The organism is Nonomuraea sp. NPDC049695 (genome assembly GCF_040674955.1).
GTDB lineage: Bacteria > Actinomycetota > Actinomycetes > Streptosporangiales > Streptosporangiaceae > Nonomuraea > Nonomuraea helvata.
Map to the genome: position 1 here is coordinate 115,259 of NZ_JBFANV010000018.1, position 21,869 is coordinate 137,127.

At 73.1% G+C, this 21,869-nt stretch carries 23 protein-coding genes; 15 read left to right on the plus strand and 8 right to left on the minus strand.

Annotation, left to right across the window (positions count from 1 at the left end; all coding sequences use genetic code 11):
* Positions 1 to 8: 8 nt before the first annotated feature.
* The 4 genes from AB0J64_RS18460 to mshC are packed head-to-tail and all read left to right on the plus strand — an operon-like array spanning position 9 to position 3,236.
* The gene (locus AB0J64_RS18460; RefSeq protein ID WP_344995489.1) at positions 9 to 557 is read left to right on the plus strand and encodes a DUF3090 domain-containing protein; all 549 of its coding nucleotides are present in this window, start codon (positions 9 to 11) and stop codon (positions 555 to 557) included.
* Positions 554 to 1,321 carry an SCO1664 family protein gene (locus AB0J64_RS18465; RefSeq protein ID WP_344995492.1) on the plus strand — a complete coding sequence of 256 codons (768 nt, stop codon included), beginning with the start codon at positions 554 to 556 and terminating at the stop codon, positions 1,319 to 1,321. Before AB0J64_RS18460 ends, AB0J64_RS18465 begins: the two co-directional genes overlap by 4 nt.
* 33 nt (positions 1,322 to 1,354) lie before the next feature.
* Entirely contained in the window at positions 1,355 to 2,002 is a 648-nt protein-coding gene (locus tag AB0J64_RS18470) for an NRDE family protein (RefSeq protein ID WP_364028122.1), read from the plus strand.
* A gap of 10 nt (positions 2,003 to 2,012) precedes the next feature.
* Positions 2,013 to 3,236 (plus strand): cysteine--1-D-myo-inosityl 2-amino-2-deoxy-alpha-D-glucopyranoside ligase, encoded by a 1,224-nt coding sequence (gene mshC, locus AB0J64_RS18475; protein WP_364028124.1) that lies wholly within the window; start codon positions 2,013 to 2,015, stop codon positions 3,234 to 3,236.
* 629 nt (positions 3,237 to 3,865) lie between these two features.
* On the opposite strand, the gene AB0J64_RS18480 is transcribed toward mshC, so the two are convergent.
* Both AB0J64_RS18480 and AB0J64_RS18485 read right to left on the minus strand, forming a co-directional pair.
* Positions 3,866 to 4,588 carry a sirohydrochlorin chelatase gene (locus AB0J64_RS18480; RefSeq protein WP_364028126.1) on the minus strand — a complete coding sequence of 241 codons (723 nt, stop codon included), beginning with the start codon at positions 4,586 to 4,588 and terminating at the stop codon, positions 3,866 to 3,868.
* Positions 4,585 to 5,751, minus strand: a complete 1,167-nt coding sequence (locus AB0J64_RS18485) for a uroporphyrinogen-III synthase (protein ID WP_364028128.1) — start codon at positions 5,749 to 5,751, stop codon at positions 4,585 to 4,587. Before AB0J64_RS18485 ends, AB0J64_RS18480 begins: the two co-directional genes overlap by 4 nt.
* Before the next feature lie 199 nt (positions 5,752 to 5,950).
* Between AB0J64_RS18485 and def the strand changes: the two genes are divergently transcribed.
* Entirely contained in the window at positions 5,951 to 6,463 is a 513-nt protein-coding gene (gene def, locus AB0J64_RS18490) for a peptide deformylase (protein ID WP_364028130.1), read from the plus strand.
* A 1-nt stretch (position 6,464) separates the two neighbouring features.
* Here def and AB0J64_RS18495 read toward each other — a convergent pair whose 3' ends face one another.
* Genes AB0J64_RS18495 through AB0J64_RS18505 form a run of 3 tightly spaced genes read right to left on the minus strand, consistent with a single transcriptional unit; the run spans position 6,465 to position 8,251 of the window.
* Entirely contained in the window at positions 6,465 to 6,713 is a 249-nt protein-coding gene (locus AB0J64_RS18495; protein WP_344995510.1) for a WhiB family transcriptional regulator, read from the minus strand.
* A 30-nt stretch (positions 6,714 to 6,743) separates the two neighbouring features.
* Positions 6,744 to 7,664 carry a glycosyltransferase family 4 protein gene (locus tag AB0J64_RS18500; RefSeq protein WP_364028132.1) on the minus strand — a complete coding sequence of 307 codons (921 nt, stop codon included), beginning with the start codon at positions 7,662 to 7,664 and terminating at the stop codon, positions 6,744 to 6,746.
* Complete coding sequence (locus AB0J64_RS18505) at positions 7,661 to 8,251, minus strand: HAD-IIIA family hydrolase (RefSeq protein ID WP_364028134.1); 591 nt, start codon at positions 8,249 to 8,251, stop codon at positions 7,661 to 7,663. The genes AB0J64_RS18500 and AB0J64_RS18505 overlap by 4 nt, the downstream gene beginning before the upstream one ends.
* A gap of 173 nt (positions 8,252 to 8,424) precedes the next feature.
* On the opposite strand from AB0J64_RS18505, the gene AB0J64_RS18510 reads away from it, so the two are divergent.
* From AB0J64_RS18510 to AB0J64_RS18555, 10 genes are read left to right on the plus strand one after another with little or no spacing between them, the layout of a single operon-like run.
* Positions 8,425 to 10,056, plus strand: coding sequence for a carbamoyltransferase C-terminal domain-containing protein (locus tag AB0J64_RS18510; RefSeq protein ID WP_364028136.1), 1,632 nt, complete (start codon positions 8,425 to 8,427; stop codon positions 10,054 to 10,056).
* Entirely contained in the window at positions 10,053 to 11,390 is a 1,338-nt protein-coding gene (locus AB0J64_RS18515) for a glycosyltransferase (protein ID WP_364028138.1), read from the plus strand. The genes AB0J64_RS18510 and AB0J64_RS18515 overlap by 4 nt, the downstream gene beginning before the upstream one ends.
* Positions 11,387 to 12,562 carry a glycosyltransferase family 9 protein gene (locus AB0J64_RS18520; protein ID WP_364028140.1) on the plus strand — a complete coding sequence of 392 codons (1,176 nt, stop codon included), beginning with the start codon at positions 11,387 to 11,389 and terminating at the stop codon, positions 12,560 to 12,562. Before AB0J64_RS18515 ends, AB0J64_RS18520 begins: the two co-directional genes overlap by 4 nt.
* Positions 12,559 to 13,746 (plus strand): glycosyltransferase, encoded by a 1,188-nt coding sequence (locus AB0J64_RS18525; protein ID WP_364028142.1) that lies wholly within the window; start codon positions 12,559 to 12,561, stop codon positions 13,744 to 13,746. The genes AB0J64_RS18520 and AB0J64_RS18525 overlap by 4 nt, the downstream gene beginning before the upstream one ends.
* 2 nt (positions 13,747 to 13,748) lie before the next feature.
* The gene (locus tag AB0J64_RS18530) at positions 13,749 to 14,297 is read left to right on the plus strand and encodes an SIS domain-containing protein (RefSeq protein WP_364028144.1); all 549 of its coding nucleotides are present in this window, start codon (positions 13,749 to 13,751) and stop codon (positions 14,295 to 14,297) included.
* The gene (locus AB0J64_RS18535) at positions 14,294 to 15,643 is read left to right on the plus strand and encodes a PfkB family carbohydrate kinase (RefSeq protein ID WP_364028146.1); all 1,350 of its coding nucleotides are present in this window, start codon (positions 14,294 to 14,296) and stop codon (positions 15,641 to 15,643) included. Before AB0J64_RS18530 ends, AB0J64_RS18535 begins: the two co-directional genes overlap by 4 nt.
* Positions 15,640 to 16,314 carry an SDR family oxidoreductase gene (locus AB0J64_RS18540; RefSeq protein WP_364028148.1) on the plus strand — a complete coding sequence of 225 codons (675 nt, stop codon included), beginning with the start codon at positions 15,640 to 15,642 and terminating at the stop codon, positions 16,312 to 16,314. Before AB0J64_RS18535 ends, AB0J64_RS18540 begins: the two co-directional genes overlap by 4 nt.
* The gene (locus tag AB0J64_RS18545) at positions 16,305 to 17,177 is read left to right on the plus strand and encodes a glycosyltransferase family 9 protein (RefSeq protein ID WP_364028150.1); all 873 of its coding nucleotides are present in this window, start codon (positions 16,305 to 16,307) and stop codon (positions 17,175 to 17,177) included. Before AB0J64_RS18540 ends, AB0J64_RS18545 begins: the two co-directional genes overlap by 10 nt.
* On the plus strand, positions 17,174 to 18,136 hold the full coding sequence (locus AB0J64_RS18550) for a UDP-glucuronic acid decarboxylase family protein (protein ID WP_364028152.1): 963 nt from the start codon (positions 17,174 to 17,176) through the stop codon (positions 18,134 to 18,136). Before AB0J64_RS18545 ends, AB0J64_RS18550 begins: the two co-directional genes overlap by 4 nt.
* A 2-nt stretch (positions 18,137 to 18,138) precedes the next feature.
* Positions 18,139 to 18,711 carry an isochorismatase family cysteine hydrolase gene (locus AB0J64_RS18555; RefSeq protein WP_364028154.1) on the plus strand — a complete coding sequence of 191 codons (573 nt, stop codon included), beginning with the start codon at positions 18,139 to 18,141 and terminating at the stop codon, positions 18,709 to 18,711.
* On the opposite strand, the gene AB0J64_RS18560 is transcribed toward AB0J64_RS18555, so the two are convergent.
* The 3 genes from AB0J64_RS18560 to AB0J64_RS18570 form a co-directional block, all read right to left on the minus strand.
* Positions 18,675 to 19,637 (minus strand): NAD(P)-dependent oxidoreductase, encoded by a 963-nt coding sequence (locus AB0J64_RS18560; protein WP_364028156.1) that lies wholly within the window; start codon positions 19,635 to 19,637, stop codon positions 18,675 to 18,677. The genes AB0J64_RS18555 and AB0J64_RS18560 overlap by 37 nt on opposite strands.
* 80 nt (positions 19,638 to 19,717) lie before the next feature.
* Entirely contained in the window at positions 19,718 to 20,209 is a 492-nt protein-coding gene (locus tag AB0J64_RS18565; protein WP_364028158.1) for a hypothetical protein, read from the minus strand.
* A 194-nt stretch (positions 20,210 to 20,403) separates the two neighbouring features.
* Positions 20,404 to 21,258 carry a PAC2 family protein gene (locus tag AB0J64_RS18570; RefSeq protein ID WP_364028160.1) on the minus strand — a complete coding sequence of 285 codons (855 nt, stop codon included), beginning with the start codon at positions 21,256 to 21,258 and terminating at the stop codon, positions 20,404 to 20,406.
* Between the last annotated feature and the right edge of the window lie 611 nt (positions 21,259 to 21,869).

Sequence of the window (21,869 nt, forward strand, 5' to 3'; positions counted from 1 at the left end):
GTCAGCGTATGCCGGTCTTCGACTACGACCCACCAGAGAGGTTCGTCGCAGGTGCCTTGGGGCAGCCGGGCGCACGGGCCTTTTTTCTGCAGGCCAGGGCCGAGGGCAGACTGACCACGGTGGCGCTGGAGAAACTGCAGGTCGCCGCGCTCGCGGGCAGGTTGGACGAGCTGCTCGACGAGGTGCTGCGGCTCAGCGGGGGCTCCGCGCATGTCCCCGCGCTGGCCCCTGCCGACCTGACCGACGACGCGCCTCTCGAGACCCCGGTCGCGGAGGACTTCCGCGTGGGCACGATGGCGCTGGCCTGGGACGCGGAGAGATCGCAGGTGGTGATAGAGGCGCAGGAGGTCGTCGACGAGGACGACGTCGACGGCCCCGACCCGGCGGTCCTGCGCGTGCGCATCAGCGCGGGAGCCGCTCGCGCCTTCACCCAGCGGGCCCTCCAGATCGTCGCGGCGGGCCGACCGCCATGCCCTCTGTGCGGACAGCCGCTCGACGCCACCGGTCACGTGTGCGTGCGTCTCAACGGATACCGCGGGGGTGAGGCGGCTTCATGACCGCTCCTGAGAGCGAACCGGCCATCAAGCCGTCCCGACAACCGCCGTCCATACAAGACGATGAGGCTCTCGCGTTGCTGCGCGACGGCCGCCTGGAGGTGGCCGGCCGGCTGGTCGAGGCCACCAACATGACGCTGTACTGCTCGGTCAAGCTGGGCTCCCGCACGGCCGCCTGCGTCTACAAGCCGGTACGCGGCGAGCGCCCGCTGTGGGACTTCCCCGACGGCACCCTCGCCGCCCGTGAGGTGGCCGCGTTCGAGGTGTCGCAGGCCACCGGCTGGAACATCGTGCCGCCCACGGTCTACCGCGACGGCCCCTTCGGCCCGGGCATGGTCCAGCTCTGGATCGACACCGAGCGGGAGATCGACCTCACGCGGCTGGTCAAGAGCCGCAACCCGCTGGTGCGCCGGATGGCGGTGTTCGACGCGGTGGTCAACAACGCCGACCGCAAGGGCGGGCACCTGCTGCCCCTGCCCACGGGGCACGTCTACGGGGTCGATCACGGGGTCTGCTTCTCCGTCGAGGACAAGCTCCGTACCGTGCTCTGGCAATGGCGCGGCAAGCCCCTGGCCCGCGAGGCGGTGGCCGTGCTGGCCAAGCTCGAGCGCGACATCGAGTCGGGCTCGCTCGGGCGCAGGCTGCGCGAACTGCTGACGCTGCCGGAGGTGGAGGCCACCTGGCAGCGGGTCAGGCGGCTGCTCGACACGGGCGTCCACCCGTACCCGTCGGAAGGATGGCCCGCCATCCCCTGGCCCCCGATCTAAAGTGATCATCGCCCGTTCATTACGCTTTGCGGCATGTGCACGCTGATCGTGAGAACCGGGCGACCGCTGGCCCTCATGGGCGTGAGGGACGAGTACGCCGATCGCCCATGGGAGGGCCCGGGGGAGCACTGGCCGGACTACCCGGGGGTGGTCGGCGGGCGTGACCTCAAGGCCGGCGGCACCTGGCTGGCCGTCAACCCCTCGGGCCGCCGCGCCGCCGCGCTGCTCAACGGGCGCGGCAGGGCGGCCGAGGAGACGACCAGGATCTCCCGGGGAGAGCTGGCGCTGCGGGCGGCGTACACCGGAGCGGCGCCCGGCGGCGACCTCACCTGCTACGACCCCTTCCACCTGGTGCTCGCCGATCTGACGCGCGTCCGCCTGTTCAGCTGGGACGGCGACCGGCTGACCACCACCGACCTGCCCGAGGGCATCAGCATGGTGGTGAACACGGGGCTCGACCCGGCGGACGAGCGGGTGGCCGCGTACCTGCCCAGGTTCGAGAGCGAGCCGTGGGACCAACTGATCAAGGCGGAGCCGTCCGCCGACCCGGCCGCGCTCATCGTCCGGCACGAACTGCCCGACGGCCGGATCTTCGCCTCCCTGTCGGTGATGGAGGTCACACTCGCGCCGGACGCGGTGACGTACGACTTCGCCGACCTGACCGCTGATCGGGACGGATAGGCTCAAACACATGAGATCGTGGGCTGCCCAGAACGTTCCAAAGCTCCCAGGTGAGAGCATTCCGCTGAGTCTCTACGACACGTCGGCCAGGCAGGTGAGGCAGACCGATCCGGGGCCGACCGCCAGGATCTACGTCTGCGGCATCACCCCCTACGACGCCACCCATCTCGGCCACGCCAACACGTACCACGCCTTCGATCTCGTCGGCCGGATGTGGCGCGACGCGGGCCACGAGGTGCACTACACGCAGAACGCCACCGACGTGGACGACCCGCTGCTCGAGCGGGCCGCGCAGACCGGTATCGACTGGCAGGACCTGGCCGAGCGGGAGATCGAGCTGTTCCGCGGCGACATGGAGGCGCTGCGGATCATGCCGCCTCGCGAGTACGTCGGCGTCACCGAGGTCGTCGGCCGCGTCGCCGATCTGATCGCCAAGCTGTCCGCCAAGGGCGTCACGTACGTCCTCGACGGCGACGTCTACTTCAGCGTGGCCGACGCCCCCAAGTTCGGCCAGGTGTCCGGCTATGACGAGGCCGACATGACGGCCCTGTTCGCCGAGCGCGGAGGCGACCCCGGCAGGCCAGGCAAGCGTCATCCCCTCGACTGGCTGCTGTGGCGGGCCGAGCGGCCCGGCGAGCCGGCCTGGGAGTCCAGCCTGGGCCGGGGCCGCCCGGGCTGGCACATCGAGTGCACCGCGATCGCCCTCGACAGCCTGGGCGCGGGCTTCGACGTGGCGGGCGGCGGCACCGACCTGATCTTCCCGCACCACGAGTGCGGCGCCTCCGAGGGCCACGCGCTCACGGGCGAGTGGCCGTTCGCCAAGTTCTACACGCACGCGGGCATGGTGGCGCTCGACGGCGACAAGATGTCCAAGTCCAAGGGCAACCTGGTGTTCGTGTCGAAGCTGCGGCAGGCGCACGACCCGATGGCGGTCCGGCTCGTGCTGCTGGCCCGGCACTACCGCGCGGACTGGGAGTACGTTCCGTCGATGATGGCCGACGCCGAACGCCGGCTGGCGACGTGGCGCTCCGCGGTCGGGCTGTCCTCGGGTCCGCGCGCCGACGACCTGCTGGCCACGGTGCGTGCCCGGATGGCCGACGACCTCGACTCACCGGGAGCCGTGGCCGCCGTCGACGCGTGGGCGGCCGAGGCCCTCACCACCGGCGGCCCCGACCCGGACGCCCCCGGTCTGGTCCGCGACCTGGCCGACGCCCTCCTGGGCGTCGCACTCTGACGGACCGCCCTCTCCGGCGTCGTGGCTTACCCGCTGACGGGGGCGGCGCTCTGAGGGCTCCCTGAGCCGCGTGCCTGTGCGGTGTTGCATGGCGGCGTGCGCCCGGTCGGGGGTTCCGTGGCGACACCCGCGACGGCGCACTGCCTGCCCGTGCGCCCCGACGGCGGGCCGCCTGCCCCTGCGCCCGTGACGGCGGGCTGCCTGCCCGTGCGCCCCGACGCCGGGCCGGTGGGACGTTGCGCGGCGGGGGGTCCGGCGCAACCCGCCTGGCGGGACCCCGGGCGCGGGCGAGCCGGCCGTCGCCCCTGTACCGCCGCTGGTCACGCCACCCGGGAAAGGGACGCACTGCCCCTCGCTCCGCACCCCGCCGGCGCCGGGCCGGCGGGACGGCGTGCAGTGGAGTGCGGCGCAACGCGCGTGGAGGGGTGTCGGCGCACGGCCCGGCGCCCCACGCCGCCCAACCCCTCGCCCGGCGAAGCACCGTACGAGTGGCGCCGGGCCCCCGCACGGCATCCCATCTCACCAAGAGCCCCGGGCGCATCGTGCGAGCGGCATGGCGCCTACCATTCGGCCCCCTCCGGCTGCGGCCGGGAACGCACGAGGGCGGTGCGTACGGGAGGGACGGGCCGTCAGAAGGACGCCTGGTGGAGGCCGGGCATCCCCCGGAGGGGCGGGCGGCCGGCGAGGGCGGCGTCGTAGCGGTGCCAGATCAGCGCCGCCACGTCCGGGTCCGCGCCCAGCGGGTCGCTCACCAGCCCGGCCCCCGCGGCCGCCAGCCGGCCGTGGAAGAACCCGGGCGCGAGGACGTACGAGGCGATGGCCACGCGGGCGGCAGGGGTCGAGCCGAGCCGTTCCATGGCCTCCTCGAGCGACGGCGACCCGGCCGAGGCGAAGGCCGCCGTGACCGGGCGCGCAAGGCGTACGGCCAGCAGCTGGGCGGCGGCGCGGACGTCGGCCAGCGCCGCCGGGTCGGAGGAGCCGGCGGCGCCCAGGATCACGGCGTCCGTGGAGCGCAGCCCGGCCTGGGCCAGCTTGCGCGCCAGTGCCGAGGTCAGCAGCCGGTGCGGCCCCAGCCAGCCGGCCACCACGGCGTCGGGACGGCACGCGGCGATGACCTCCGGCAGGTCGATGTGGACGTGGTAGCCGCCCGCCAGCAGCAGCGGCACCACGACCACCGGGCCGCGGACCGCGCTCAGCACGTCGGACAGCAGGGGCGAGCTGATCTCGAGGTAGCTCAGCTCGACCCGCTGCCCGGGACGGGCCTTTCTGACGGTCTCCGCCAGGGCCGACAGGGTCTGTTCCCCGGCAGCGCTGCGCGTGCCGTGCGCGGCCAGGACAAGTGCAGGGATCACTGGCCCGCCTCGTACAGGCAGGCGAGGCGGTATCCGCGCTTGACCACCGTCTCCACGATCCCGCTCGGCCCGAGCGCCCGGCGCAGCCGTGTGATCGCCATCTCCACCGCGTGCTCGGCCGATTCGCGCGCGATGCTGCCCGGCAGCACGGTACGCAGGTCGGCGCGGGTCACCACGTGACCCGGCTTGTCCGCCAGGCGCTTGAGCACCGCCATCGGAGCCGGGGGCAGCGGGCGCAGCTCCCCGTCCACCACCACGGCGTGGCCGCGGATCTCCAGCCGGTGATCGCCCGCCACCAGGCGGGTGACGCCGTGCTCGGGCAGGTGCCGGGCCAGGGCGCGGGCCAGCGCGCCGAGGCGCGAGCGCTCCGGCTGCAGGGTCTCCACGCCGCGCGAGGTCAGCGGCTCGGCCGTGACGGGTCCCACGCAGGCGGCCACGACCCTCCCGCCGAACGCCGCCAGCAGCGCCCCCTCCAGACCCTCGGCGCGGGCCGCCCCCAGCATGGCGTGCACGGCGGGCGCGCTGGTGAAGGCGACCGCGTCCACCGAGCCGGAGATGGTCTGGCTGATCAGCCGGCGCAGCGGCGAGATGTCGCGGTACGGCAGCCACCGGTAGACCGGGATCTCGATCACCTCGGCCCCCGCCTGGCGCAGGTCGGCCACGAAGTCTCTGAGCGGCTCGCCATGCTGCTGCACCGCGATGCGCCGCCCGCGCAGGTCCTGGGCGAGGAGGTACTGCTTGACCTCCTCGCACGACTCCGTGGGAGGCGTCCAGTGGTCGTTCAGCCCGGCGGCGCGCACCGCGCCCCTGGCCTTGGGGCCGCGGGTCAGCAGGCGTGCTCTGGACAGGTGCTCGCCCAGGTCGGCCGACAGGCCCCAGCCCTCGGCGGCGGCCATCCAGCCGCGAAACCCGACGCCGGTGGTGACCACCACGTCGTCGAGCGGCCCGGCCAGGCTCTCCCTGGTCGCGGCGAGCAGGTCGGCGTCCTCCGCCAGCGGGACCAGCCGGATCGCGGGGGCGCTGACCACGCGCGCGCCGCGCCGCTCCAGCAGCGCGCCGAACTCCTCCCGCCGCCTCGTCGCCGTCACCCCGACGGTGAAGCCCGCCAGGGCGTCGGGCGCCGTCTCCGGGGAAGACCCGCCGTCAAGGGCAGGCACGCTCATGCCGGCACCTCCAGGTAGTCGGTGATGCCTGGCCGGGCCCCGAGCACCCGGCCAGGCATCACAGGCACGTGTGACGCAAGTGAGATCACCCTCCGATACTGCTTTGGGGTGGTTTCGCCTACGGGTCTCTTCTGTTACCGCTGTGCTACATGGCAGAGGCTTGGGGATTGGGGAGGCGCGGTCGCGGGAAACGTTCAGCGTGACGACGCCGCCTATCGGGGAGTTACGGGTGACGGTCCGGCCTATTCGCACGTTCGATGATCCGGTGCTCCGCTCGGTCGCGGCGCCGGTCCATGACTTCGACCGTGAGCTGCGGCAACTGGTCAAATCGCTGACCGCCACCATGCGCGCGGGCGCGGGCCGGGCGGGCCTGGCGGCGCCGCAGATCGGGGAGCCGGTACGGGTGGTGGTCTACTCGTACGACGGCAAGTCCGGCCATCTGGTCAATCCACGCCTGGAGTTGTCGGAGCGCCGGGTGACCGCCGACGAGGCGTGCCTGTCGGCGCCGGGGGTGTGGTGGCCACTGGAACGTTCCTACATGGTCACGGCGCGTGGCCGCGACATGTTCGGCAAGCCCGTGACGGTGCGCGCGCTGGGGGTGCTGGCCCGGGTGCTGCAGCACGAAACCGACCATCTCGACGGCGTGCTGTTCAGCGATCACCTCGAGGCGGCCGAGCGCGAACGCTTTCTCGCGGAGGCCCTGCCGACCTGAGTCACCTGTGGTTCGCCGAGGTCAGGCTCAGCTCCCTTCGCTGCAGGGGATCGGTGCCGCCCCACACGCCGTATGCCTGCCTGGTGTCCAGCGCGTACTCCAGGCACGGCTCACGTACGGGGCAGCCGGCGCACACATGCTTGGCCTGCGCGACTTGCGATTGGCTCGGCCCTTCCACGGAGATCGGGAAGAACAATTCCGGGTCCAAGTCGAGGCAGGCGGCCCTTCGGGACCAGTCGAGCATCATCATGACGTTCGCGCCTACCCACTCGACCAGCTCTCATACCTCGGCGAGCAGCCGATCCCAGTCCGACAGGAACCGGCCGAGCCCGTAACGGGCCAGGGCCGCCGCCCGCGCGGCCTTGCCCGCCTGCGCGGCGCCCTCCGGGTCCGCCACGAACGCGTGCAGCGCGTCGGCCAGCACGTTCACCTTCGTGGACAGCACGCCGGCCTCCTGCGGCACGGCCTCGATCGCCTCGGTGGCGGCCAGCGCGACGACAGGCAGGCCGAGGGTCATGGCCTCGATCAGCGCGAGCCCGAGCGACGTCCACCGGTAGGGGTGCAGGTAGACCCGGCGCCGGGCCAGCTCGGCGTGCATGACGTGCTGCGGGAGGTCCTCATAGGTGCCGTACGGCAGCCCGTCCACCTTCATCCCGAACACGTCGAGCGGCACCCGCTCGGCGAAGCGCGGCAGCAGGTCGGTGCCGGCGACCCTGGTGCGGCGTACCGGTTCGTTGACCACCACGCCCGCCCTGGGCAGCTCGCCCGTGTACAGGTGGCCGGGGTCGGGGACGCCATGCTCGATGACGCGGGTGCGCGCGCGGCCGTTGTCCCAGTACAGCTCGTTGAAGTGGGTGACGTGCACCAGCGTGATGTCGCCCTGGCCGGCCAGCGGGTGCCGGGTGCGCGGCACGTCGCCCGCCGGGGTGTTGTGCTCCACGTACAGGCCGGGCACGTCGCGGCCGAGCCACTCGCGGGCCAGCTCGATCTCGTGCGGGCGCTGGTAGACGACCACGTCGACGGGCTCGTGGCGGAGCCGGTCGAAGGGCACCTCGCGGGCGCTGTCCGGCCAGTCGAACGTCTGGGCTCGTCCCCGGCCGTCGGGACCACGGCCGGGGACGAGCGGCAGGACGTATTCGTGACGGCCTCTGATGAAGGCGCTGATCCACGAGCCGTGCACGTGCCAGATGAGGATCCTCACCAGCGGCTCCAGCCGAGCGCGCGGGCCCACGGCGCCGAGGCGGCCGGCACGGGGGCCTCCATGTCGCTCAGCACGCGGTCCACGACGTCGGTCAGGTCGTCCGCGACCTCGGCGGCCTGCTCGACCTCCTCGAGCCGTGTCTGCTGGGTCGGCACCAGGATGCCCCTGGCTCCGGCGGCCCTGGCCGCGTCCATGTCCCTGCCGATGTCGCCCACGACCACGCAGTCGCGGGGGCTGACGTCCAGAATGGCCGCGGCCCTGATCACGAGCCCGGGCGCGGGTTTGCGACAGGTGCAGCCGTCGGCGTCGTCGTGCACACAGATCGCCCACGCGTCGAACGGGCCGAGCAACTCCTCCACCCTGGCGTTCACCTGGTCCATCTCGTCCGGGGACAGCAGGCCCTTGGCCACGCCCGACTGATTGGTGACCACGGCCACCGGCACGTCGGCCCGTCTGAGCCGGGCCACCGCCTCCATGGCACCCGGCATGGGCTCGACGAGGGTCGGGTCGCCGTTGTACGGCACGTCCCTGATCAAGGTCCCGTCCCTGTCGAAGAGCACGGCGCCGGGACGTCGCTTTTCGAACACCTTTCACCTCCGTCGCGTGTCCGCCAGCTACCCGGGGCCCGACCCTACAAACAACTACTTAGAGTGACGAATCCCAGGCGGCTACGCCTGTTTTCCCACCTCACCGGCCTGCGGAAGGTTTGAGAGCCGCTTCTCTCGGTAGCGGTTCTCGACATCTTCTGGGGGAGGAACACATGAGGTTTCTCGGCATCAACGCGATCTTCCACGACCCGGCCGCCGCCCTGGTGGTCGACGGGAAGATCGTGGCCGCCGCGGAGGAGGAGCGCTTCAGCCGCCGCAAACACGGCAAGCGGCCGCTGGCGTTCTCGGCGTGGGAACTGCCGGAGCAGGCCGCCGCCTGGTGCCTGCGCGAGGCGGGGCTCTCCCCGGAGGACATCGACGCCGTCGCCTACTCGTACGACCCGTCGCTGGTCGTGCAGCGGCCGGAGGGCGACTGGGAGGACCTGCGCACGAAGTACGCCGTACGCGCCCCGGCGTTCCTCGCCACGGCGCTGCCCGGACTCGACCCCGGCCAGGTCACCTACGTCCCGCACCACGTGGCCCACGCCGCCTCGGCGGGGCTGGCCTCGCCCTGGCGGGACTGCGCGGTGCTGGTGTGCGACGGCCGGGGCGAGAACGTCTCGCACCTGGCGGGCCGCTACCGGGACGGAGACCTGGAGGTGCTGGCCGCCCAGGAGCTGCCGCACTCGCTCGGCCTGATGTACGAGGACGTCACCCAGCATCTGGGCTTTCTGCGCTCCAGCGACGAGTACAAGGTCATGGCGCTGGCCTCGTACGGCCGGCCGCGGCACCTGGAGGCGCTGCGCGAGGTGATCTACACGACCGGGGACGGCGGGTTCCGCGTCGAGCCGGTCGACTGGAACGGCTACGCCAAGGCCCTGCGCAAGGGCGCCCCCTGGACCTCCGACCACGCCGACCTGGCCGCCAGCGTGCAGGCCCGGCTGGAGGAGGTGCTGCTGGAGCTGGTGCGCTGGCTGCACGAACGCACCGGCGAGCGACGGCTCGCCCTGGCCGGCGGCGTGGCGCTGAACTGCGTGGCCAACACGCGCCTGCTGGACGAGGGGCCGTTCGACGAGGTGTGGGTGCAGCCTGCGGCGGGCGACTCCGGCACCGCGCTGGGCGGGGCGCTCCACCTCGCCCAGACCCACGGCGAGCCGGCCGGGCCCATGCCGGGCGCGGCGCTCGGGCGCGGCTTCACCGACGAGGAGCTGGGCGCCTGGCTCGACGTGGCCCGCGTGCCGCACACCCGCCCCGCCGACCTGGCCGCCGCGGTGGCCGCCGAGCTGGCCGCCGACAAGATCGTGGCCTGGTTCCAGGGCCGGTCGGAGTACGGGCCGCGGGCGCTCGGGCACCGGTCCCTGCTGGCCCATCCCGGGCACGCCCGCAACACCGAGCGGCTCAACGACGTCAAGGGGCGCGAGCAGTTCAGGCCCATCGCGCCGATGGTGCTGGAGTCGCGGGCCCGCGAGATCTTCGGGCGGGGGCCGGTGCCCTCGCCGTACATGCTGTTCGTCCACGACGTGCATCCCGACTGGGCGCCGCGCATCCCCGCGGTGGTGCACGTGGACGGGACCGCGCGCGTCCAGACCGTCTCGCCCGACACCCATCCGCTGATGGCGCGGGTGCTGAGCGAGTTCGAGGCGCGTACGGGGCTGCCCGTGGTGGTCAACACGAGCCTCAACACCGCCGGGCGGCCCATGGTCGACGATCCCCGTGACGCGCTGGAGTGCTTCGGGTCCTCGCCGGTGGACGTGCTGGCTCTCGGGCCGTACCTGGTGCGGCGCGGGGAGGTGTTCGCATCGTGATCACCGTGGTGATCCCCACCGTCGGGCGGCCCACGCTGCGCGACACGCTGGCGGGCGTCGGCTCCGGCGTGCCGGTGATCGTGGTGGACGACACCCCCGCGGCCGAGCTCTCCGTACCCGGTCCGGTACGGGTGGTGCGCTCCGGCGGGCGCGGGCCCGCGGCGGCGCGCAACGCCGGATGGCGGGCCGCGACCACGCCCTGGGTGGTGTTCCTGGACGACGACGTGGTCCCGTCGCCCGGCTGGGCCGAGGCGGTCGTGAAGGACCTGGCCGGCCTGCCCGACGACGTGGCCGGCAGCCAGGGGCGTATCGAGGTGCCGCTGCCCGCCGACCGGGAGCCCACCGACGCGGAGCGGCACACCGCCGGGCTCGCCGACGCGCTCTGGGTGACCGCGGACATGGCTTACCGGCGGTCGGCGCTGGAGTCGGTCGGGGGGTTCGACGAGCGCTTCCCCCGGGCGTACCGGGAGGACGCCGACCTTGCGCTGCGGGTGTCACAGGCGGGGCACCGGCTCGTCAAGGGCGACCGGGTGACGACGCATCCGGTGCGCGACGACGGGTTCTGGGCGAGCGTGCGCTTCCAGCGGGGCAACGCGGACGACGCCCTCATGCGCCGCCTGCACGGGCCCGGCTGGCGCACCGCCATCGGCGGGGGGCGGGGCCGCCTGCGGGTGCACGCCGCCACCACGGCCGCCGCGCTCACCGCCCTGACCCTGGCCGCGACCGCTGCCGCCGCCCGCGCCCGCAGGCACCGGGCCGGCCCCTTCGTCAGCCCCGCCGGCACGGCGTCGGGTGGACGCTTGGGCGGCCCTTGGCGAGGGCGCCTGGGCGGCGCTTGGCGAGGGCGCTTGGGCAGAACCTTGGCCGGCCCCTTGGGCAGGCGCTTCGGCGGGCGCTCCGGCGTACGGCTGACGGCCCGGCCCGGCGGGCGGCGCCTGGAGCGGCTTCGCGCGTGGCCCGGGGGAGGGCTGCTTGCCTCGCTCGACGGGCGCGCCGCCCGCCGCGCCCTGAGACGGGCCGATGCGTGGTCGCGGCGAGCCGGTGGTCGGCTGCTCGGCCGGCAGGGCAGCCGGCCCGGCCGAGGGCTGGTCGACGGTGCGCTGATGCGGCGGCCCGGTGCCGGTGGGCGAGATGCGCGCCCCCGGCAGGCAGGAGTGCTGGCCGCGCTGGCCGGTGCCGCGTGGGCCGCGATGACCGCCGAGTTCGCCTGGCGGCGCATCGCGCCCGGCCCCCGTACCCCCGAGGAAATGTGGCGGATGGTCGTCACCAGCGTCGTGATCCCGCCGGTCGCCTGCGTGCACCGGCTGCGAGGGGAATGGAGGGCGCGCCGATGAGCGGTCGCATGCCTGGAACGCTCTGCGGTTCGAGGCGGTGCACGACGGCGGAGGCGGCCACCCGCGTGGCCACCGCCGAAGCCGCGCGCGAGCCCGCCACAGCGGCGGCGGCCCGGCCCGAGCGGCGCCGGGACGCGCAGGACCGGGGCCGGGTGCTGGTGGCGCGCCTGGACGACGCGGGCGACGTGCTGCTGAGCGGCCCGGCGGTCAGGGCCGTGCGCACCCTGGCCCGCGAGCTCGTCTTCCTGGCCGGCCCGAACGGCAGGCAGGCCGCCGAGCTCCTGCCCGGCGTGGACCAGGTCATCGAATGGCGGGCCCCGTGGATCGACCACACCCCGCAGTCGGTCAGCAAAGGCCAGGTCGCCGAGCTGGTGGCCAAGCTCTCCGACATCGACGAGGCGGTGATCCTCACCTCGTTCCACCAGTCGGCGCTCCCGCTCGCGCTCCTGCTCAGGCTGGCGGGCGTCCGCAGGATCAGCGCCATCAGCAACGACTACCCCGGCTCGCTCCTGGACGTCCGGCACGTCGTGGACGAGAGTGTCGACGTGCCGGAGGCCGAGCGGGCGCTGGCGGTCGCCAGGGCGGCAGGCTTCGCATTGCCGGAAGGCGATGACGGCAAACTCGCTGTTCAGCGGCCGTTGCCGGATATAGGCAAAGAAATAGGGCACCTGCTAGGCGTCGGCGCCGATGCCGGCAAAGGCGCGTATGTCGTGGTGCACCCCGGGACATCGGCCCCCGCACGAACCTGGCCGGCCGACCGGCACCGGCAGACCGTGCGGGAGCTCGTCGAAGACGGGCACCAGGTCGTCGTGACCGGCACAGAACGTGATCTCACCGCCTACGTGGCCGGCGACCTCGCGGCCGACCTCGGCGGCGTGACCACTTTCGCCCAACTGGCCGCCGTGATCGAGCGTGCCGGCGTGCTCGTGGCAGGCAACACGGGCCCCGCGCACCTGGCGGCGGCGGTCGGGACCCCGGTCGTGAGCCTGTTCGCCCCCGTCGTCCCCGCGGCGCGGTGGGCCCCCTACGGGGTGCCCACGGTGCTGCTCGGCGACCAGGAAGCGCCCTGCCGCGCAAGCAGGGCGCGCGTCTGCCCGGTACCCGGACACCCGTGCCTGTCCCATGTGACAAGTGAGCAGGTGGTCAAGGCAGTGAGGGAGCTGACTCCGTGAAGGTCGATCTCATCTCTGAGCACGCGGATCCGCTGGCGGCGATCGGCGGTGTCGACGCGGGCGGCCAGAACGTCCACGTCGCCGCCCTGGCGCTCGCCCTGGCCGATCGCGGGCACACGATCGTCGTGCACACCCGGCGCTCATCCGAGCGGCAACCCGAGTCGGTGACCATGGCGCCGGGCGTCACGGTCGAGTACGTCCCGGCCGGTCCCCCGTCCCCCCTTCCCAAAGACGAGCTGCCCCCGTACATGGCGGAGTTCACCGAGCGCCTGGCCGACCGCTGGGCCGCGAGCCCGCCGGACGTCGTGCACGCGCACTTCTGGATGAGCGGCCAGGCCGCGCTGCAGGCGGCCGACGGGGTGCCGGTGGTGCAGACGTTCCACGCGCTGGGCACGGTCAAGCGGCGCTGGCAGGGCGACGCCGACACCAGCCCCGGGCACCGGATCCCCACCGAGTGCGAGATCGGCAAGCGCGCCGACGCCGTGCTGGCCACCTGCCGCGACGAGGTGAACGAACTGCGCGCGATGGGCATCCCCGAGCAGCGCGTCACCGTCGTGCCGTGCGGGGTGGACCTGGGGACGTTCTGCCCCGAGGGGCCGGTGGCGCCGCGCACCGCGGACAAGATGATCCTCTGCATCGGCAGGATGGTGCCGCGCAAGGGCGTGGACACCGTGATCAGGGCGCTGCGCCAGGTCTCCGGCGCGGAGCTGGTGATCGCGGGCGGCAGCGAGGACGACGGCGAGGCGGTCAGGCTGCGCGAGCTGGCGCAGGCGTACGGGCTCGACGACCGGGTGCGCGTGATCGGCAGCGTGCCGCGCGAGCACGTGCCCGCGCTGATGCGCTCGGCCGACGTCGTGGTGACGGTGCCGTGGTACGAGCCGTTCGGCATGGTGCCGGTCGAGGCGATGGCGTGCGGCGTGCCGGTCGTGGCCTCGGCGGTCGGCGGGCACCTGGACACCGTCGCCGGCTGCGGCGTGCTGGTGCCGCCGCGCCGTCCGCGGGCCCTGGCCAGGGCGCTGCGCGACCTGCTCGACAACCCGGACAAACGGGCGGCGCTCGGCGCGGCGGGGGCGCGCAGGGCGCATCACCGATACGGCTGGCCGCGCGTGGCCGAGCTGACCGAGGCCGTGTACACGCAAGTCATCGACGGCAAGGTATGCCGCCTGGCCGCTCTGGGGGGTTGATCGTGGACGCACATCTGGAGAAGCTCTGGACGACCCTGGAGAAGGTCGATGACCAGGCGGTCACCGTCCGGGCCTGGGGCGGGAAGCTCGCCGGCGTTCTGTCCGCCGGAGGCAGGCTGCTGGCCTGCGGCAACGGCGGCTCGGCCGCGGAGGCGCAGCACCTGACGGCCGAGCTGGTCGGCAGGTTCAGGGACGACAGGCAGCCGTACGCGGCGATCCCGCTGCACGCCGACGGCTCGTCGCTGACGGCGATCGCCAACGACTTCGGCGCCGAGGCGGTCTACGCCCGCCAGGTGCGCGCCCACGGCAGGCCGGGCGACGTGCTGCTCTGCCTGTCCACCAGCGGCACCAGCCCGAACGTGCTGGCCGCGGCCGGCGCCGCGCAGGAGAGCGGCGTCATCGCCTGGGCCATGACAGGGCCCGCGCCGAACCCGCTGGCCGAGCTCTGCGACGAGGCGGTCGCCGTGCCGGGGGAGGAGACGGCCACGGTGCAGGAGGTCCACCTCGCCCTCATCCACCTGCTGTGCGACGCGGTCGAGGAGGCACTGTGACGGCGCCGCGCAACCCGGGCCCGCTCGTCGTCATCGGGGACACCCTGCTGGACGTGGACGTCGAGGGCGACACCGAGCGGCTCTGCCCGGACGCCCCCGTCCCCGTGGTGGACGTCTCCTCCGAGCAGGCCCGTCCCGGCGGGGCGGGGCTGGCGGCGCTGCTGGCCGCCCGCGACGGCGCCGACGTCGTGCTGATCACGGCGATCGGCGACGACCCCGACGGCCGCCGCCTGTGCGGCCTGCTGTTCGAGGAGGTCGACCTGGTACGCCTGCCGCTGCGCGGCGGCACCGTCCGCAAGACCAGGGTCAGGGCGCGCGGCCAGACCCTCGTCCGGCTGGACTCCGGCGACGGCACCGCCAGGTACGCCCCCACGGAGGAGGCCGCGCGGGCCGTCGAGCAGGCCGGCGCGGTGCTGGTCTCCGACTACGGCAGGGGCGTGGCCCGGATGGCACGCGAGCTGCTGCGCGACGCCGACGTGCCGGTGGTGTGGGACCCGCACCCCAGAGGCGCCCAGCCGATGCCCGGCTGCGCGCTGCTGACACCGAGCGAGGCGGAGGCGAAGACGCTCTGCAGGTCCGGCTACCACGGCCCCGACCAGGCGGCCCGCCGCCTGGTGCGGGAGCTGCGGGCCGGGGCGGTGGCCGTCACGACCGGCGAGCGCGGGGCCGCGCTCGCCGTCCAGGGCGGCCCGCTCACCCAGATCCCGCCGCCGGTCCTGGCCGGCAACCGCGACGCCTGCGGCGCGGGCGACCGGCTCGCCTCCGCCGCCGCGAATGCGCTGCGCGACGGCTATGGCATCGAGGAGGCGGTCATCATCGGCGTCGGCGAGGCCTCGCGCTTCGTGGAGCGCGGCGGGTCCGCCGGCGTGAAGGTCCACGAACAGCGGCTCGGCGACCGGCCGCGCACCGCCCTCGAGGTCGCCAGGCTCACCCGCGCCTACGGCGGCCGGCTGATCGCCACCGGCGGCTGCTTCGACCTGCTGCACGCCGGGCACGTGAGCCTGCTGCGGCGGGCCAGGGCGCTGGGCGACGCGCTCGTCGTCTGCGTCAACTCCGACACCTCGGTACGCAGGCTGAAGGGCCCGTCCAGGCCCATCGTGGATGTGCGCGACCGGGTCGAGGTGCTGCGGGCGCTGGGCTGCGTGGACGCGGTGCTGGTGTTCGACGAGGACACCCCGGCCCGCGCCATCGAGCTGCTGCGCCCCGACGTGTGGGTGAAGGGCGGCGACTACGAGGGGGAGAGGCTGCCCGAATCCGAGGTCCTGGCCGCGATCGGCGCGGAGACCGTCGTGCTGAGCACGCTGCCGGGACGTTCGACCACGAATCTGATCAGGGAGATCCAGTGAATATTTTGATCACCGGGGGAGCCTCCGGGCTGGGCCTGGCCACCGCCGAAGCCGTGGAGAAGGAGGGCTGGCGGGCGCTCGTTGTCGACAAGCGCCCGCCCGGACAGCCCTTCGAGCACGTCACGGCCGACCTCGCCGACCGGGGGGAGGCCGAGCGGGCGGTACGCGAGCTGGCCGAACGGGCCGGCGGACTCGACGGCGTGGTCACGGCCGCGGGCATCGACGCCTGCGGGCGGCTGGAGGACGTCCCGGCCGACGACTGGGAGCGGGTCATCCGGGTGAACCTGCTCGGCACCGCCTCGATCGTGCGGGCGGCACTGCCGTACCTCAAGCACACCCGCGGCAAGATCGTCACCTGCGCGTCCACGCTCGGGCTGCGGCCGCTCAGCGACGCTTCGGCGTACTCGGCGTCGAAGTTCGGCGTCGTCGGCCTCACCAGGGCCCTCGCCGTCGAGCTGCGCGGCGAGGTCGGCGTGACGCTGCTCGTCCCGGGCGGCATGCGCACGTCCTTCTTCGACGGCCGGCCCGACCAGTACAAACCGGGCCCAGAAGCCGGCCTGAACGACCCCGCCGACGTCGCACAGACCGTCGTCTTCGCGCTGCGGCAGCCGGTCGGATGCGAGGTGAGAGAGCTCGTGGTCTGCCCGTCCACGGAGACGTCATGGCCCTAGAACTCGTCGCCCTGCGCGGGCTCGGCCTGGGCGACCTGCTCACGGCCGTGCCCGCGCTGCGGGCGCTGCGCCAGGCCTTTCCCCGGCACCGGATCACGCTGGCCGCGCCGCGGGCGCTGGAGGCCCTGCTGCCGCTGACCGCCGCGGTGGACGACCAGATCGACGTGTCGGGTCCGGGACCCGTACCGTTCGAGCGGCCCGACATCGCGGTGAACCTGCACGGCAAAGGGCCGCAGAGCATCGAGGCGCTGCGGCGCACCGACCCGGGCCGGCTGATCAGCTTCGGCACCGGACCGCCGTACCCGGAGGGCGTGCACGAGGTCCGGCGCTGGTGCGGCCTGCTCGAATGGCACGGCATCGCGACCGATCCCGCGGACCTGACACTCGGCATCTCCGACCGTACGGGGCCCGCGATCGTCCATCCGGGCGCCGCCTACCCCGCGCGGCGCTGGCCGCCCGAGCGGTTCGCCGAAGTGGCGGCGGCACTCGAGGACGTGGTCGTCACGGGCAACGCCGACGAGGTGCCGATCGCCGGCGAGGTCGCCCGGCTGGCGGGCCTGCCCCCGGAGCGGATGCTGGCCGGGCGGACCGGGCTGGCCGATCTGATCGACCTGGTGAGCAGGGCGCGGCTGGTGGTCTGCGGGGACACCGGCGTGGCGCACCTGGCGACGGCGTTCTGCGTGCCGTCGGTGGTGCTGTTCGGGCCGGTGTCACCCGCGTTGTGGGGGCCGCCGCCCGGCTGGCGCCACGTGGCGCTGTGGGCGGGCAGGAACGGGGATCCGCACGGGCTGCGGCCCGACCCCGGCCTGCTGAAGATCGAAGTTTCCGAAGTCGTCGACGCTGTCTTGGAGGTCACGTCATGAGGGCTCTGGTCACCGGGGGCGCCGGGTTCCTCGGCTCCTACCTGTGCGAGCGGCTGCTGGAGGAGGGTGCGGAGGTGGTCTGCATGGACAGCTTCCTCACCGGCGGCCCGCGCAACGTCGAGCACCTGATCGACCGGCCCGAGTTCCGGATCATCGAGTGCGACCTGACCGGGTACGTGCACGTGCCGGACCGGCTGGATCTCGTCCTGCACTTCGCCTCGGCCGCCTCGCCGGCCGACTACCTGCGCTACCCGATCGAGACCCTGCGGGTCGGCAGCGCCGGCACGCTGCACGCGCTCGGCCTCGCCAGGGAGAAGGGCGCCAGGTTCATCCTCGCCTCCACCAGCGAGGTGTACGGCGACCCGCTCGAGCATCCGCAGCGCGAGACGTACTGGGGCAACGTCAACCCGGTCGGCCCGCGCAGCGTCTACGACGAGGCCAAGCGCTTCGCCGAGTCCCTGACCACCGCCTACCGGCACTCGCGCGGCACCGACACCGGGATCGTGCGCATCTTCAACACCTACGGGCCGCGCATGCGCCCCTTCGACGGCCGGGCCATCCCGACGTTCATCCGGCAGTCGTTGAAGGGCGAGCCGATCACGATCACCGGCGACGGCTCGCAGACGCGCTCCATCTGCTACGTGGACGACACCGTGTCCGGGATCCTCGCCATGGCCCGCAGCGACTTCGCCGGGCCCGTCAACATCGGCAACCCGGACGAGCTGACCATGCTGGAGCTGGCCACGATGATCCGGGACCTGGCCGGCTCGTCGTCGGAGATCGAGTTCATCGACCGGCCCGCCGACGACCCCAAGGTCCGCCGCCCCGACACCACGCTGGCCGCCGAGCGGCTCGGCTGGCGCGCGCAGGTGCCCGCCGCCGAGGGGCTGCGCCGTACCATCGAGTGGTTCTCGGCGGAGTTGGCCACCGCCGAGCAGCTCGAGCAGGTCCAGGTCTGAGCATGCCGCGGACCGCACTGGTCGTCGTGGACATGCTCAACCCCTTCCAGCACCAGGACGCCGAGCAACTGCAGCGGGGCGTCGAACCCGTCGTGCCCCGGCTGGCCGAGCTGATCGGCCGGGCGCGCGACCGGGACGACGTGGACCTGATCTACGTCAACGACAACTACGGGGACTTCACCGCGACGCGGGACGACCTCGTGGCGCGGGCGCTCAAAGGCGCCCGCCCCGATCTCGTCGAACCGGTCGCGCCGCCCTCCGACTGCGCGTTCCTGCCCAAGGTGCGCCACAGCGCCTTCTACGGGACGTCGCTGGAGTACGTGCTGCGGCAGCGGGACGTGCGGACGGTGCTGCTGACCGGCCAGGTGACCGAGCAGTGCATCCTGTACAGCGCGCTGGACGCCTACATCCGGGACTTCTCGATCACGGTGCCGCCCGACTGCGTGGCGACGATCCACGACGACCTGGGGCGGGCGGCGCTGCGCATGATGGAGCGCAACATGTCGGCCGCGATCGTCCCGTCCCGCGAGTGCCTCGCTCAGCGCTCGTTACCCGCGCGCAGCCACGCGAGGTAGCCGGCGACCGCCCGCTCGGTGTCGTACGCGGGCTCGAACCCCGTCTCCTCGCGCAGCCGGGTGGTGTCGAGCCAGAAGGCGGGCGCGAGGTCGCGCCCCTCGGGGAGGTCGGCGCGGGCGTCGGGGACCAGCTTCCTGATCGCCGCGACGACCTCCTCGTTCGTCGTCAGCCTCCCGGAGCCCACGTTGTACGTGCGATGCCCGAGCCGGTCGGCGAGCTGGAGCAGCGCGATCGCGCGGCCGCAGTCCTCGGCGTAGCACAGGTCGATGCCGTCGCCCAGGTGCCCGCCGCCGCGCAGCGTGGACAGGTCGGGCTCGGTGCCGCGGGCGGCGGCGTGCACGAGCTGGGGCGCGGGGAAGAACGGCGACGCGGCATGGCCGAGCGGGCCCCAGACGGCGCCGATGCGGTAGTTGACCACATCGAGGCCCATGGCTGCGGCGAGGTGGTCGCCGAGGAGCTCGCCGATCTTCTTGAACGCCGGGATCGGGTGGCCGGCCGTCATCGGCAGCGGCACGTCCTCCTTGAGCGCGCCCTCGCCGGCGACCTGGCCGGTGACGCCGCCGTACACGCCGATCGTGCTGGCCACGCCGACCCGCGCCACCTGCCACTCGCTCGCGGCCCGGAACACGTTCAGGAGGCTACGCAGGGCCCTGTCCGCGCCTTCCAGCGGCTCGTACGCGCCGGGCGGCCACGGCATGGAGCCGGCGAGGTGCACGATGCCGGTGATCTCGTGGCGCTTGCCGAGCTCCAGCAGCGCCGACTCGTCGGTGAGATCGGCCTGCTCGGCGACGACAGGCTCGCCGGCGAACCTCTCGGGCACCACGGCGGGCCTGCGCTGGACGAGCAGGCAGGACTCGCCCAGATCGAGCAGGGCCCGGGTGGTGTGCGTACCGATGAAGCCAAGCCCGCCGGTGATCAGAATCATGGTCAGCTCCACAAATCATCAGTAGTACTGACGATCAGTGTAGCCGTAAACCTGGCGGGGGCGTCAAGGAACCTCCGGCCTCAGGCGGGGACGGGCTCGAGCCGCAGCTCGCGAACGATCTCCTCGGCGCTGGCGTCGAAGGACGGGCCCGCGTCACCGCCGATGAACATCTCGATGTAGGCCCGGTGGAAGCAGCCCGCGATCAGCAGCCGCGCGCTCGCCTCCGGGTCCACGTCCGGCCCGACCCGGCCCAGCTCCTGCTCGGCCGCCAGGTACGCCGCCAGCGGCGCCGTTTCTGTGCGCGGCCCGAGACCCGTGTCGCGGACGGCCTCGCGGAAGCGGACCGTCACGTCGGGCGAGGTGAAGGCGGGCAGCGCCGCGCTCTGTACGTCGATGTAGTACTCGATGCCTGCTCGCGCAACGGGGAGGAGATTGTCCGCTACGCACCCTTTCCCGACTCGGTGGGAAAGATCGTGGAGAATGCTCATCCAGAACGGGAGCCGGTCCTGCAGCAGTGCGAGGAAGTAGTCCACGGAGCCGCCGGGGCGGTCTTCCCGGAGGGAGACGGCCATCTGGAGGACGCGGCGCCTGGTGTCCTGACTTCTTTGGTGCGGGTCAACATGGGAAGTCGCCATGGCGTGCCTAACGTGCGCGGTCAGTTGAGTAGGCATCACGGCGCGAAGCCGAGGTTTTCAGGGCTGCACATCTTGTTGGCCCTGATTATTACTCGAAATCCCGAAAAAATGGCGGACTTTATCGCTGAGCGTTAGCTGTCAGTATCGCGATCTCTGCGCCTGAGGTAACGCTCGAACTCGGCCGCGATCGCGTCGCCGCTGGCCTCGGGCAGCTCGGCGGCGTCCTTGCGCTCCTCCAGCTCCTTGACGTACTCGGCGACCTCACTGTCCTGCGAGGCCAGCTCGTCGACGCCGCGCTCCCACGCGCGGGCCTCCTCGTCGAGGTCGCCCAGAGGCATCGGGATCTCCAGCAGGTCCTCCAGGCGGCGCAGCAGCGCCAGCGTCGCCTTCGGGTTGGGCGGCTGGGCGACGTAGTGCGGCACCGACGCCCACAGCGAGACGGCGTCGAGCCCCGCCTCGCCGAACGCGTGCTGCAGCACCCCGACGATGCCCGTCGGGCCCTCGTAGCGGCTCAGCTCGAGGTTGGTCGAGCGCGCGAGCCCCGCGTCCGTCGCGCTCCCGAGGATCGGCACCGGCCGGGTGTGCGGGGAGTCGTTGAGCAGCGCGCCCAGCATCACGGCCAGCTCGACGCCCACCTCGCGGCAGACCTCGATGATGTCGGCGCAGAACGAGCGCCAGCGCATGTTGGGCTCGATGCCGCGCAGCAGCACGACGTCGCGCTCCAGGCCCGGCGGGCGGGCGCGCAGCAGCCGGGTGGTCGGCCACACGATCGACCGCGTCAGCCCGTCGTTCATCTCCACCACGGGCCGGGTCACCTGGAAGTCGTAGTAGTCGTCGGGGTCGAGCGCGATCAGCGGCTCGGCCTTCCACGCCGACTCGAGATGGGCGATCACACCGCTGGAAGCCTCACCCGCGTCGTTCCACCCCTCGAACGCGGCTATGAGCACCGGGTCCACGAGCTCGGGGATCCTGTCGAACTCGATCACGTGTCGCCTCCTCTCTCCATCGTCTCGCTAAGCCTATGCGGTCAGGAGGAGTCAGCGTCACCGATCTCTCCGCGAACCTGGGCCCCGCCCTGCCGGGCGCGCCCGCGTGCCGCGCCGCCGCCTTTCGTCCCCCGGCGAGGGCAGCGGTACACACCCGATGGGGCTCGCGGGGCTCGCACCCGCGCGGGCCCGCGTCAGCGGCGCCCCGGACCGACGTCACGGGCCCCGCACCCGCGCCCCGTGGTGATCGGCTTTTCTGGCCTGATCGACTGCGACTGCAGGTAATCGGATGGTAATGTTCAGTCACAGCCGGGTGCCCGACTGGCGCCCGGTCCCCGCCCCCATTGGTGTCCGCACCAGCGGGACAGCGTCCGGCGGGGCGGTGGCCCAAGAGCCGCACTCCCTCCAGGAATGCGGAGTCAGGCCCCGACAACGCGGCTCTCACCCACGGTCCGCCCGGCTCACCGGACGGACGCGGCATCGGCTTCCACCGGATCTATTCCCGGCCTCGGCCTGCATGCGACGAGGCCACGCTGATGTCCGTTTTACTCAGGTAAACACAGAGAACCGAAGACGCTGTTGAGCCCGCGGTTCCCCACCACGAGCAGGTC

What these genes read in the sequence shown, in the direction of transcription:
- AB0J64_RS18460 (WP_344995489.1), top strand. Translation starts at nt 9, where the DNA reads ATGCCGGTCTTCGACTACGACCCACCAGAGAGGTTCGTCGCAGGTGCC.
- AB0J64_RS18465 (WP_344995492.1), top strand. Translation starts at nt 554, where the DNA reads ATGACCGCTCCTGAGAGCGAACCGGCCATCAAGCCGTCCCGACAACCG.
- AB0J64_RS18470 (WP_364028122.1), top strand. Translation starts at nt 1,355, where the DNA reads ATGTGCACGCTGATCGTGAGAACCGGGCGACCGCTGGCCCTCATGGGC.
- mshC (WP_364028124.1), top strand. Translation starts at nt 2,013, where the DNA reads ATGAGATCGTGGGCTGCCCAGAACGTTCCAAAGCTCCCAGGTGAGAGC.
- AB0J64_RS18485 (WP_364028128.1), bottom strand. Translation starts at nt 5,751, where the DNA reads ATGAGCGTGCCTGCCCTTGACGGCGGGTCTTCCCCGGAGACGGCGCCC.
- AB0J64_RS18495 (WP_344995510.1), bottom strand. Translation starts at nt 6,713, where the DNA reads ATGATGATGCTCGACTGGTCCCGAAGGGCCGCCTGCCTCGACTTGGAC.
- AB0J64_RS18510 (WP_364028136.1), top strand. Translation starts at nt 8,425, where the DNA reads ATGAGGTTTCTCGGCATCAACGCGATCTTCCACGACCCGGCCGCCGCC.
- AB0J64_RS18520 (WP_364028140.1), top strand. Translation starts at nt 11,387, where the DNA reads ATGAGCGGTCGCATGCCTGGAACGCTCTGCGGTTCGAGGCGGTGCACG.
- AB0J64_RS18545 (WP_364028150.1), top strand. Translation starts at nt 16,305, where the DNA reads ATGGCCCTAGAACTCGTCGCCCTGCGCGGGCTCGGCCTGGGCGACCTG.
- AB0J64_RS18550 (WP_364028152.1), top strand. Translation starts at nt 17,174, where the DNA reads ATGAGGGCTCTGGTCACCGGGGGCGCCGGGTTCCTCGGCTCCTACCTG.
- AB0J64_RS18555 (WP_364028154.1), top strand. Translation starts at nt 18,139, where the DNA reads ATGCCGCGGACCGCACTGGTCGTCGTGGACATGCTCAACCCCTTCCAG.
- AB0J64_RS18560 (WP_364028156.1), bottom strand. Translation starts at nt 19,637, where the DNA reads ATGATTCTGATCACCGGCGGGCTTGGCTTCATCGGTACGCACACCACC.
- AB0J64_RS18565 (WP_364028158.1), bottom strand. Translation starts at nt 20,209, where the DNA reads ATGGCCGTCTCCCTCCGGGAAGACCGCCCCGGCGGCTCCGTGGACTAC.